This is a genomic window from Labilibacter marinus (assembly GCF_001659685.2).
Lineage (GTDB): Bacteria > Bacteroidota > Bacteroidia > Bacteroidales > Marinilabiliaceae > Saccharicrinis > Saccharicrinis marinus.
On sequence record NZ_LXYE02000012.1, the window covers coordinates 248,677 to 260,648 of the forward strand.

Below are 11,972 nucleotides of genomic sequence, written 5' to 3' on the forward strand. Positions count from 1 at the left end.
AAGGCATGGCAAAAAACTATTACTGTCTGGTTGCCGGTTTACCTGATTTATTATTAGGTGATAAAAAAGTGGCGTTTAATTCTATTGCACTGAAAGATATGTTGCAAGAAGAATTGAATACGCGTGACTTTAGTATGGCGCAAGCACTGTATTTGCCTTTCGATCATTACAACCTCATTAACTTATTGTTTCAACAACATAAAGAGTTTGACCCAAGAGGGAATTACCTCTCACTGGAGTTAGAATCTTTAACAGATAAAAAAGAGCTTGAAGCAATAGAAGGAAGCGACTTTCCTACTTATTTAATTGACTTCTGTAAGCAAATATTATTTGCAGAAGAGCCAATTGAAAAAGTGGATGCAGAGGTAATTTTGTTTAAAATGTATTCGGATTTCTTAACAGGTTTTTCCAATACGTTTTTATGCGAGTATCTTCAGTTTGAAATTAACCAGAAAAACATATTCACAGCGCTTACAGGTCGTAAGTTTGATATGGAGTTTGAAAAAGAGTTAATTGGAGATGGAGAGGTAGTAGAGGCTTTAGTAAAAAGCCGATCGAGAGACTTTGGCTTGGCCAATGAACTAGAGTATACTGAACCCTTAATTCAGATATACGAAGAAGAAAATATTTTGGAACGTGAACTTAAAATTGATCGTTTAAAATGGAACTATCTAGATGAAAGTACATTCTTTAACTACTTTACGGTAGAAAGAGTATTGGCTTTTGTTTATAAATTATTGATAGTTGAACGATGGATTGCCTTAGATGAAGAAGAAGGCAAAAAGATGTTCCAAAAATTATTGAGCGAATTGGAAAGCAGTTACGAATTTCCTGAAGAATATAAATTACGCCATGGAAAGAAAAAATAAAACCACCGGTGTTGTTGCCGGTATTATTGCCAACCTTGTAATTGTAGAGGTTGAAGGTCCTGTGGCCCAAAACGAAATTTGTTTTATTCAGCATCCAGAAAGTAACCTGATGGCTGAGGTAATTAAAATTTTGGGTAAAAATGTTTATGTACAGGTCTTTGAGAGCACCCGTGGATTAAAGATTGGAACCAAGGTGGAATTTGAAGGTCACTTATTAGAAGTGACGTTAGGGCCTGGAATCCTCTCAAGAAACTACGATGGTCTTCAAAACGATTTAGATAAGATGGATGGTGTATTTCTGAAAAGAGGAGATTACACCGATCCGTTAAATAGAGAGAAAAAGTGGGACTGGACGCCGATTGCCAAAGCTGGTGAAGAGGTAAGTGCAGGTTCTTGGTTAGGCGAAGTTCCTGAAAACGGAATGCCACACCGTATTATGGTTCCTTTTAAATTTGAGGGAAAGTATACCGTAAAAAGTGTGGTTGAAGCTGGAGCTTATACCGTTGATAATGTGATTGCCACGGTAACCGATAAAGAAGGTAATGACATTGACTTAACCATGGTTCAAAAATGGCCTGTTAAAATGGCTGTTAAAGCTTATAACGAAAAACCACGTCCTTTTAAATTATTAGAGACAGGTATTCGTACCATGGATACGCTTAATCCAATAGCAGAAGGAGGAACTGGATTTATCCCTGGACCTTTCGGAACTGGAAAAACAGTATTACAGCATGCCATTTCTAAATATGCAGAGGCGGATATTGTAATTATTGCAGCTTGTGGTGAACGTGCTAACGAGGTGGTAGAAATCTTTACCGAATTTCCAGAGTTGGAGGATCCGCGTACAGGTCGCAAGTTAATTGAGCGTACTACTATTATTGCCAACACTTCTAACATGCCAGTTGCGGCACGTGAAGCATCTGTATATACTGCCATGACATTGGGTGAGTATTATCGCTCGATGGGACTTAGGGTGTTACTAATGGCCGATTCAACATCGCGTTGGGCGCAAGCACTTCGTGAAATGAGTAACCGTTTAGAGGAACTTCCTGGGCCTGATGCCTTCCCGATGGATTTAACGGCAATTATTACTAGTTTCTATGCACGCGCTGGATTCGTATACTTAAATAATGGTGAATCTGGTTCTATTACTTTTATCGGAACAGTATCACCAGCAGGAGGTAACTTAAAAGAGCCTGTAACAGAATCTACACGTAAAGCAGCACGTTGTTTTTATGGTCTAAACCAAGAGCGTGCCGATAGTAAGCGTTATCCAGCCATCGATCCTATTGATAGTTACTCAAAGTATTTAGAGTATCCTGAATTGGTGGAGTATTTAACCAAGAATATCAGTGAAGATTGGCTTGATAAAGTGATGCATACCAAAACATTATTATTGCGTGGTCGCGAGGCTCAGGAGCAAATTAATATTTTGGGTGATGATGGTGTTCCTTTGGAATTTCATGAACGTTTCTGGAATTCGGAACTGATTGATGGTGTTATTCTTCAGCAAGATTCTTTTGATAAAATTGATGCCAACTGTCCGTTAGATCGTCAAAAATATATGCTTGAAAAGGTTTTAGATATCACTGAAAAGAAATTTAGTTTCGATTCTTTCGAAGATGTGAATGGTTTCTTTAAGCGTATCATCAACGAATTAAAGCAAATGAATTATTCGGAGTGGAATTCGGATAAATTTAAAGCATATGAGAGCGAACTGGAAACGATTATGAAAGAACGCTTAAATTAATTTGGAAACTATGGAAACTCAAGCATTTCAAAAAGTATATACTAAGATATTGAACCTGACCAAGGCAACGGTTACACTCAAAGCTACTGATGTTGGTAATGAGGAAATGGCAATGGTACATGGCCGTATGGGACAGGTAGTAAAGATCATGGGCGATGAGGTTATTCTTCAGGTTTTTGCCGGTACAGAAGGTATTCCGACAAATGCCGAAGTGGTATTTTTGGGTCATTCGCCTCAATTAAAAGTTGGAGATCAGTTAGCGGGTCGTTTTTTCAATGCTTTTGGAGATCCTATTGATGGAGGTCCAGATGTAGAAGGACGAATTATCGAAACAGGTGGTCCTTCTGTGAACCCCGTTCGTAGAAAGCAACCATCTGACCTTATTGCAACGGGTATTGCTGGTATCGACTTAAATAACTCACTGGTAACAGGACAAAAAATTCCATTTTTTGCCGATCCAGATCAGCCTTACAACCAGGTAATGGCTAATGTGGCATTAAGAGCCGAAGCTGATAAAATTATACTAGGAGGTATGGGATTATCTAACGATGATTACCTATATTTTAAAAATGTATTTGATAACGCAGGAGCGTTGGATCGTATTGTAAGTTTTGTAAACACTACGGATGATCCACCAGTAGAGCGATTATTGATTCCTGATATGGCACTTTCTGCAGCCGAATATTTCGCTGAGGAAAAGCAACAAAAAGTGTTGGTTCTTTTAACCGATATGACTTTGTTTGCTGATGCTTTATCTATTGTTTCGAATCGTATGGATCAGATACCTTCTAAGGATAGTATGCCGGGTTCATTATATTCAGATTTAGCACGTATCTACGAAAAAGCGGTGCAGTTCCCTCATGGTGGTTCAATAACCATTATTGCGGTGACCACACTTAATGGTGGAGATATTACACACGCTATTCCTGATAATACGGGTTATATTACAGAAGGGCAGTTGTTCTTACGTATGGATTCTGATGTAGGTAAAGTAATTGTAGATCCATTCCGAAGTTTATCTCGTTTGAAGCAGTTGGTTATCGGAAAGCAAACACGCGAAGATCATCCTCAGGTGATGAATGCCGCGATTCGTTTATACGCCGATGCTGCCAATGCAAAAACCAAGCAGGATAATGGTTTTGATTTAACGGATTATGATGAGCGTACGCTGAAGTTTGCAAGGGCGTATTCAGAACAGATTCTGGCCGTTGATATTAATATCGATACAGAAAAGATGTTAGATACTACTTGGGAATTATTTCAAGATAACTTTGCTCGTGAAGAAGTGGTAGTGCGTCAGGAATTTGTAGATAAATACTGGAAAAAATAAGTACTAAGTTTAAAGTTAAAAGTACAAATGCTTTCAACTTTAAAACTTTAGTAACTTTCAACTTAAGAATATGGCCTTAAAGTTTCAATATAACAAAACCTCTCAGCAGCAGATGGATAAGCAGCTCAAAGTACGAGTGCGAGCTTTGCCTACGCTTCAAAATAAAGAAGCGGCGTTGCGTATTGAGGTGAAAAGAGCAAAAAAACGAGCCGATGAGCTCGGGCACGAACTTGAAACCAAAACGGCTGATTTAGATAAAATATCAAGATTGTGGGGCGAATTTGACCAGCAAGCCATTTCTATTGAAGATGTGGTGCTGGAAAGCAAAAAAATTGCAGGTGTTCAAACCCCAGTACTAGTAGATGTTGTATTTAAAAAAGAGCCGTTTGCACTTTTTAGTAAGCCTGTATGGTTTTTAGACGGAGTTAAAATTATTGAAAGTCTGGCAAAAATAGCCATCGAGCGCGAGGTCTTCCTCCGTAAAATGGTATTGTTAGATGTAGCCCGTAAAAAAACTACGCAAAAGGTTAACTTATACGAAAAGGTTCAAATACCCGGTTTTAAAGATGCCATCAGAAAGATTAAACGATTCCTTGAGGATGAGGAGAACCTTTCTAAGTCGGCACAAAAAATCGTAAAAACGCGTCAACAGTTACAAAAAGAAAAGGAGGTTGAATCATGATTGAATCGATGAAGAAATTCTCGTTACTGATTTACCACGCCGAATATGCCAATATCCTGGATAAATTAAGGAGCCTTGGAGTGTTACATGTTGAAATGGGCGAAAGTGAATTGAGCACAGAGAATAGTGCTAAACTCACTAAAATAAATCATCTGAAAGGCTTAATGCAGGAGATGGATTCTCGCAGAAGCGAAGATGAGGTTGAACCTATAATTACAGATGGAGATGAGTTGATAAAGCTGATTGAAGACAATAATCATGAAGACAATAGGCTGACTCAAGAAATCTTCTCCCTAGAAAAGGAAAAAGAAAGCATTTCGCCTTGGGGTAATTTTAACCCGGAAAGTATTGAAGGAATTAAAAATGCGGGTTATCAAATTCAGTTTTTAATTTGTGATGAAAAAAACTGGGATGAGCAATGGCGTGATGTGGCAGATATTGAATTGGTGAATCAGGAAAATGGTGAGATGTTTATGCTCGCTATTTCTAAGGGTGATAAATTATCACATGCCAATTTAGATGAAGTAAAACTAGAGCAACCTCTTTCATATTTTGAAAAACTAATTCAAGATAAAAAGGATGAGTTGGCTAAAGTTGAAAAGCAATTAGATGATCTAAGTTTGTATGCTAACAAAGTATTGAAGCAAAGCATCAGTCAGTTGCAAACAGAAATAGACTACTCTAAAGTTTATGGTAGTGGCGAAAAAGTAGTTGACGATAAGTTGGTTGTTTTAAGCGGTTGGGTACCAACAAAAGGGCACGAAGACTTTGAAAAGGAATTGGAAACAGAAGCGGTTGTTTATACCATGGATGCGCCAACACCTGAGGATTCGATGCCTATCAAACTAAAGAATAGCAAATTTGCTCGTCTGTTTGAATCTATTGGAGAGTTATATACTTTACCAAATCACAAAGAGCTGGATTTAACACCATTCTTTGCACCATTCTATATGTTATTCTTCGGTTTCTGTTTAGGAGATGCCGGTTATGGATTACTGATAGTATTAGGTACTTTGTTTGGATTAACAAAAGCAAAGCCAAAGGTAAAACCCTTGTTGTGGTTAGGATTTTTCCTTGGAGTTTCTACTACTATTATGGGAATTCTAGGGGGAACATTCTTTGGAGTAATGTTTGGTTTAGATGCTGACGGACAACCTTTACAACATGTAGCTTGGTTGCACAATTATCAACAATGGGTACTGAATACCGATAACTTAATGATTCTTTCGTTAGTATTGGGTTATATTCAAGTCATCTTTGGAATGATACTGAAATCAGTGAACTTAGCTAGAGTATATGGATTTAAGTATTCTATATCTCAAATTGGATGGACTATCATCGTTGCTATCGCTATTCCTGCTTATGGTTTAGGAATGCAAGAAATGATAGACGCTGGTTTGGCAAATCAAATTGCTATAGCTGCTGCTGTTATTGGAGGTATACCTGCCTTATTGTACAATTCACCAGGTAAAAATATTCTATTGAATTTTGGAACTGGATTGTGGGATACTTATGGTATGGCTTCTGGTTTATTGGGTGATGTACTCTCGTACATTCGTTTATTTGCCTTAGGATTATCCAGTGCTATTTTAGGTAGCGTGTTTAACTCTTTGGCAATGGATTTAAGTCCTGATACAATCATTTTAAGGCAATTAGTAATGGTGTTGATTTTAGCCTTTGGGCATAGCTTAAATATCTTTATGGCCTTGTTAGGGTCGTTTGTACATCCATTGCGATTAACATTTGTAGAGTTTTATAAAAATGCCGGTTTTGAAGGTGGCGGCCATAAATACGAACCCTTCTCATCAAAGTAAATAAACAATTTTTAAAATAATAAAATCTTAAAAAAATAGAAATTATGGAACCAATCGTTTTAGCTTATATTGGAATCGGATTAATGGTAGGTTTATCGGGTATCGGTAGTATTTATGGAGTGTCAATTAGTGGTAACGCTGCTATTGGAGCCATGAAAAAAGATGCTTCTTCATTCGGTAACTATATGGTACTTTCTGCACTACCTAGTACGCAGGGTCTTTATGGTTTCGTTGGATTCTTCGTTATGAGTGCTTTATTAAGCGGAACTGTTGATTGGACAGTTGCGGCTGGAGTATTTGGTGCTGGTTTAGCGATGGGACTTGCTGGTTTATTTTCAGGTATTCGTCAGGGACAGGTTTGTGCTAGCGGTATTGCTGCTATCGGTTCTGGACATAAAGTATTTGCAAACACTATGATTTTGGGTGTGTTTCCTGAGCTTTATGCTATCCTTGGATTACTTGTTGTTATCTTAATTAACAATGGTTTAATTGGATAGTTAAAATATACATTTACAGTTAGATATAGAACCGATGGCGACAGTCATCGGTTTTTTTATTTTATAAAGTGAAGGGGTTAATGTTCTCATGTTTTTAGCCAGCCTGTAACGCTACTCCGCGATACATTTGACAAAAGAACTTCGTGAGGTAATTCGTTACTTTTGAAAAAAACACATTTCTTATTTTCGGGAGATATCAATTGAATACCACTTTCTTGATATACTTTAAGTTCGCCACCGTCTGCAGTTGTCCACCCTTCGTTTAAATACATAATCATTGTAAAAACTCTACGATCATCTGATTTAAACTGATCGATATGTTTCTGATAAAAAGTCCCTTTTTCGTATAAAGCATAATGAAATTCATGACTTTTGATTCCTGTATAACAAGTGTTATTTAAATACTTAACAAAGGAATCTATTAAATCAAAAAACTCATTCTCATAGATGTTGTCATGAGCTCTGTCTAACCAGAAAATTTTATCGCTCCTGATCTCCTTGTTATAATTAAGTAGACGATCATTGCCAATGCCAGCTGTTATTAAATCTTCATTTTTATATAAGTTTAATAAGTTCGACTTTAGGTGAGAAGCTAATTCTGTACTCAAAAAATCATTTGATATACCTACACGCTTTTCTAAAAAACATGAGATGATTTCTTCAAAATTTGAATGCATTAGTTAAGTGCAAAAACTAATGAAAAGTGGCTAGCGTTGCTTTGTAGTTTCATGAATTATCTTTTTAGATAAAGACAATTCGTTTTAAGGCAAAGAGGCTTTAAGTTTAGGTTATAAACTTAGACTAAATAAACGAAGAAGTAGGATAATGCTGAGTTTATTTATGTAGCAAGCTTTATTTCTGTCTAGCTAAGGGTAATTCAAAGCTAAATGTCGACCCTTTACCTATTTCACTTGAAGCTGTAATTGTTCCTTTGTGTCTTTCAACAAACTCTTTACAAATTAATAACCCTAATCCAGAGCCTTTTTCTTGCTCGGTGCCAGGGCTGGTTACATTAGAGGATAAAGTGAATAATTCTCTCATGATCTCCTCACTAATGCCTATTCCATTGTCACTTACATTAATAGTTACAAAACCATTGGATTGATCTTGGTTATTGCTGATTTCAATGCTTCCTCCGATATGTGTGAACTTTATTGCGTTAGAAATTAGGTTTCGCAGTATAGTACTTACCATGTTTTTATCGGCATTAACTATTAGTTCAGAATTTACCTGGTTTGTAATTTCAATGTGTTTTTGTATATGAAGATCTTGGATAGAACATAGAGATTCCGTAATAAGATCTAATAAGTTTAGGTTTTCTGGCGAAAAACTAATGTTATTTCGTTCTGAGTTGGACCAGATAAGCAGATTTTCTAGAAGGTTGTGACTATTGTGTAAGCCATCTTTTAGTGTTCTGATATATTTAATTTTATCCTCCTCAGAATGATTATCGTAATCTCCAATGAGTATTTCGGATAAACCCAATAAGGAGTTAAAAGGAGATCTTAAATCATGAGCAATGATAGAGAAAAACTTATCTTTAGTGGCTACCACTTCTTTAAGCTCATAATTTACGCTCTTTAAATTTTCTGTACGTTTGCTCACCTCTTGTTCAAGAATTTCATTCTGCTTTTTTACAATTCTTTCATTTTCTCTCAAGCTGTCCATTAATTGCTGTTGAGCAGTTATTTTTTCTCTCTCTCGCCTATTGTTTTCCCATTCTGTTCGTTTAGATAATAAGAAGGATAAGATGAGTGCCTCCATTAAAGTAGCTAATGCGACATGACTTAATCCAAAAATATACTTAGGCGAACCTGTTTGAATATAAATGGCTTCCGTAACAACGAGTATAAAATAAATTAAATACGCTAAGGCAAAATAATAACCTAACCTGTTTCCTTTTCGTCCTACCAATAAACCTAAATAGCCCATCAGGAAAAAGGAAATCATAGCATGAATAGTATTTACTAATAGGGCTGTACTTGTAGGTAATGCGAATCGGATAAAAATATAAGCGTAAAAGTAAATGATGATGTATTTTACAATGCCATAGGTCTTGGGTATATACTTTTTTGCATCAATAAAAAACACACAATAGGTGGTTTGTACAGCTACTCCAACGGTTGGAATAAATACATACCAGAACATCAAATCTACTTTAGGTATTAGGTAGATAATGAAGCCATCCAACACGAATAATGCATAACAACTATATAATATAACCACCAATGCATAAAATAGATACATCCTGTCACGTAGGGAAAAGAAAAAGAACAAGTTTGTGATAATTACAAATAGCATCATCCCTAAATAGATACCATAAGATATTTTTTGGTGGTAGCTATTAATTGAATGCTCTGATTTTTCTAGAATTTTAATAGGTAGGGGGTGAGTATTTGAAAGTACTCTTAAATAATATTCTCTTTCTCCTTTGGGGAGGGAATAAACTTGAAAATGATGTTTTATATCTCTTTCATCAACAGGAGTGTGATATCCTATTTTTGAATGAGTTACTTTGCCCGAATCATTATAGTAATAGAGTTCACATACCGAAGGGCCTGCTGTGGCTATTTCCAATACCAAGTCTTTGTTAGTATTGTTTTTAAGTTCAAATTTTAACCAGTAGATAGTTTCTGTGAAACCGAAGTTTATAATCTCAGAATTAGACTTCTTATACTTCGACCAGAAAGCAGGTGAGCTTGCTTCGTTAAAAGAAAGTTCTCCATCTTTATCTTTCATAATTTCTATAGCCTTACCAATGTTAATCTCCTTACTCTGAGATTGCCAGTCGATTGGTGTAGCTATAACATTAATAGACAATAGTATTATTAATAATGCTATGCTCTTCATTAAAAGGTTTAAATTGCATCTCTAAGATAGTACGCTCAATTGAATAATAAAATCAATTAGGCGCTTATTTACGCGATTAGTAAATATATCAGGTGCGTCATGTCGACTTATAATGCTTAAGTTGCTTGTTTATCAGTAACTAAGCACTAAACAAGAAGGCGTAAAATTTGTTCAGTTTAACTTTGTGTTAGTTATGAAATATTATAAATAGATATAATCATAGACGCTAGACAAGAAGAGTATTGCGTTTTAGCTACCTGATCATGTTATACCAATTTCAATTTAAAGTGATGGATAAGAATTTAAAGCATTAAGGATTTAGACAATGCATAAAATTGTGTCATAGCCATAGCTACGATGAAATTTTATAACGAGGTATTAATTCTTAATGGTCAAATTATGTCAATCATTTTGAGTTGATATTGGTATTAGTGATTAAAAATATCATGGTCGATATATTATGAATTAAACCTTCTTATTTTAAGTGATTTTATTTTAGTTTGTACTCATTATATAAAATCTCTAACTCATTGAATAAATTATGACTGAACTGTTGTTGATTGTCTTGGCTATTATAATATTGGTATTCATTATACGTCGTTATAAGCAACCCACTTGGATAATGCCAGAAAAAGACTTTCCCCCTACTTGGAGAACTATTTTATGTGAAAAGGTAAATTATTACAATCACCTTTCGAAGGAAGAAAAAAGGCAGTTTGAGCATAGAGTGCAGGAGTTTCTGTTAAACTGTAAAATTACAGGTGTAGATGTTGAGGTGGATATAACAGATAAGCTATTGGTGGCTTCGAGTGCCATTATTCCCATTTTTAAAATAAGCAATTGGCGTTATTTAAATTTAAACGAGGTGTTGTTATATCCAGGTATGTTTAATGAAAAGTTAGAAACATCGGGTGAAGACCGCCGAATTATGGGTATGGTGGGTTCTGGTTATATGGAAGGCAAAATGATACTCTCCAAGCCAGCTTTACATCATGGTTTTTCTAATGCCTCGGATAAAAAGAATACAGCCATACATGAGTTCGTACATTTAATAGACAAGTTAGACGGGAGTACTGATGGAGTTCCTTCTTTGCTATTAGAAAATCAGTATGCCATTCCTTGGCTCGACCTAATTAATAGAAAGATTGAGGAGATTTATGAAAAGGATTCGGATATTAATCCGTATGGAGGAACCAATAAGCAGGAGTTTTTTGCGGTGGCCAGCGAGTACTTTTTTGAGCGTCCAAAGTTGTTAAAACAAAAGCATCCTGAGTTGTATCAATTATTGGAAGAAATCTTTCAGCAGGATTTATCCACAAAAGACTTGACGAAGACCAAAACTCGCTCTGGCAGAAATAGTCCTTGCCCATGTGGAAGCGGACTAAAGTTTAAAAAGTGTTGTGGGAAAATAGGTTAGTATTCTGCAAAGTATTTTGTGTGATATAATTAGTGTTTTTTATTACAGACTATTAATTACCTTTAGTAAAATCTTAATTTTTATGAAAAGAATAATCCTACTATTAGCAATAATTTTAACTTACTCTTGTACCAATAATTCGGCGAGTTTTTCTTTGAAAGAAGATGTTGTTTTAAATGATTATTATACGCAGAAAGAAATTGTTACACTGGAGGAATTAATAAGGTATGCAGACGATGCCATGTTAAAAGTAACCGGTGAAAAGGATATTGTTACTGCGTATAGAAGCTACTTTGCTACCTATAGTGCTGCATGGAACGAAAAGAATGGTAGGATGGATTCTAAGCCTCCAATCCCTGAGCAAGAAAAATATGCTTTCTTAAAAAGTTTAAATCCGGATGTGATTGGTTCAATATGGCGCTTTAATCAATCGCATAAACTTATTTACGATAAAAGAAGCGATACTACTTTTGTAAACTTTACAGGTATTACTACTTTGGATGAGGTTATGTATGGTTCATTTACGGAGTATTTGAAGGAGTTAGGTGAGGGAGATGAGTATTATAAAGAATATTCAAAGAGTTTAGAACAAATGGGTGCACTTCCTGCTGCTATAGCTATTTATTATGCTAGAAATAATCGTAAGTTTGATTTAGAAGTTCCACATAACAGATTATTTGCAGCCATTTTTGTAATAGGTATTGAGGATAATATTTATACCAAATTGGATAGGTATTACGAGACCACAAAAAATGATTGAGAA

General features: G+C 35.6%; 10 protein-coding genes. 8 read left to right on the forward strand and 2 right to left on the reverse strand.

All coding sequences use genetic code 11. The features are described 5' to 3' along the window. Nucleotides 1-5 precede the first annotated feature (5 nt). The 6 genes from A8L32_RS06145 to A8L32_RS06170 all read left to right on the forward strand — a co-directional run bounded on the left by A8L32_RS06145 (nt 6) and on the right by A8L32_RS06170 (nt 6,942). Nucleotides 6-869: a DUF2764 family protein gene (locus tag A8L32_RS06145; protein WP_066629008.1), complete on the forward strand. Its 864-nt coding sequence runs from the start codon at nt 6-8 to the stop codon at nt 867-869. Beyond that, the gene (locus A8L32_RS06150; protein ID WP_066629010.1) at nt 853-2,619 is read left to right on the forward strand and encodes a V-type ATP synthase subunit A; all 1,767 of its coding nucleotides are present in this window, start codon (nt 853-855) and stop codon (nt 2,617-2,619) included. The genes A8L32_RS06145 and A8L32_RS06150 overlap by 17 nt, the downstream gene beginning before the upstream one ends. Before the next feature lie 10 nt (nt 2,620-2,629). Then, nucleotides 2,630-3,949, forward strand: a complete 1,320-nt coding sequence (locus tag A8L32_RS06155; RefSeq protein ID WP_066629013.1) for a V-type ATP synthase subunit B — start codon at nt 2,630-2,632, stop codon at nt 3,947-3,949. 70 nt (nt 3,950-4,019) lie between these two features. Beyond that, a complete protein-coding gene (locus A8L32_RS06160; RefSeq protein ID WP_066629016.1) occupies nt 4,020-4,631 on the forward strand; it encodes a V-type ATP synthase subunit D in 612 nt (203 codons plus the stop codon). Nucleotides 4,632-4,639: 8 nt separating this feature from the next. Then, nucleotides 4,640-6,445: a V-type ATP synthase subunit I gene (locus A8L32_RS06165; RefSeq protein ID WP_158027203.1), complete on the forward strand. Its 1,806-nt coding sequence runs from the start codon at nt 4,640-4,642 to the stop codon at nt 6,443-6,445. A gap of 44 nt (nt 6,446-6,489) precedes the next feature. Beyond that, nucleotides 6,490-6,942, forward strand: coding sequence for a V-type ATP synthase subunit K (locus A8L32_RS06170; RefSeq protein WP_066629022.1), 453 nt, complete (start codon nt 6,490-6,492; stop codon nt 6,940-6,942). A gap of 86 nt (nt 6,943-7,028) precedes the next feature. Here A8L32_RS06170 and A8L32_RS06175 read toward each other — a convergent pair whose 3' ends face one another. Further along, nucleotides 7,029-7,619, reverse strand: a complete 591-nt coding sequence (locus tag A8L32_RS06175; protein WP_066629025.1) for a 2OG-Fe(II) oxygenase — start codon at nt 7,617-7,619, stop codon at nt 7,029-7,031. Nucleotides 7,620-7,794: 175 nt separating this feature from the next. Continuing rightward, nucleotides 7,795-9,792, reverse strand: coding sequence for a sensor histidine kinase (locus A8L32_RS06180; protein WP_066629028.1), 1,998 nt, complete (start codon nt 9,790-9,792; stop codon nt 7,795-7,797). A 541-nt stretch (nt 9,793-10,333) separates the two neighbouring features. Here A8L32_RS06180 and A8L32_RS06185 point away from each other — a divergent pair. Both A8L32_RS06185 and A8L32_RS06190 read left to right on the forward strand, forming a co-directional pair. Continuing rightward, the gene (locus A8L32_RS06185) at nt 10,334-11,209 is read left to right on the forward strand and encodes a M90 family metallopeptidase (RefSeq protein ID WP_066629031.1); all 876 of its coding nucleotides are present in this window, start codon (nt 10,334-10,336) and stop codon (nt 11,207-11,209) included. 82 nt (nt 11,210-11,291) lie between these two features. Continuing rightward, entirely contained in the window at nt 11,292-11,969 is a 678-nt protein-coding gene (locus A8L32_RS06190; protein WP_066629033.1) for a hypothetical protein, read from the forward strand. Nucleotides 11,970-11,972 lie beyond the last annotated feature (3 nt).

Excerpts from the sequence above, each read along its gene's own strand:
- A8L32_RS06155 (WP_066629013.1), top strand. The coding sequence starts at position 2,630 with ATGGAAACTCAAGCATTTCAAAAAGTATATACTAAGATATTGAACCTG.
- A8L32_RS06175 (WP_066629025.1), bottom strand. The coding sequence starts at position 7,619 with ATGCATTCAAATTTTGAAGAAATCATCTCATGTTTTTTAGAAAAGCGT.
- A8L32_RS06160 (WP_066629016.1), top strand. The coding sequence starts at position 4,020 with ATGGCCTTAAAGTTTCAATATAACAAAACCTCTCAGCAGCAGATGGAT.
- A8L32_RS06180 (WP_066629028.1), bottom strand. The coding sequence starts at position 9,792 with ATGAAGAGCATAGCATTATTAATAATACTATTGTCTATTAATGTTATA.
- A8L32_RS06165 (WP_158027203.1), top strand. The coding sequence starts at position 4,640 with ATGAAGAAATTCTCGTTACTGATTTACCACGCCGAATATGCCAATATC.
- A8L32_RS06150 (WP_066629010.1), top strand. The coding sequence starts at position 853 with ATGGAAAGAAAAAATAAAACCACCGGTGTTGTTGCCGGTATTATTGCC.
- A8L32_RS06170 (WP_066629022.1), top strand. The coding sequence starts at position 6,490 with ATGGAACCAATCGTTTTAGCTTATATTGGAATCGGATTAATGGTAGGT.
- A8L32_RS06145 (WP_066629008.1), top strand. The coding sequence starts at position 6 with ATGGCAAAAAACTATTACTGTCTGGTTGCCGGTTTACCTGATTTATTA.
- A8L32_RS06185 (WP_066629031.1), top strand. The coding sequence starts at position 10,334 with ATGACTGAACTGTTGTTGATTGTCTTGGCTATTATAATATTGGTATTC.
- A8L32_RS06190 (WP_066629033.1), top strand. The coding sequence starts at position 11,292 with ATGAAAAGAATAATCCTACTATTAGCAATAATTTTAACTTACTCTTGT.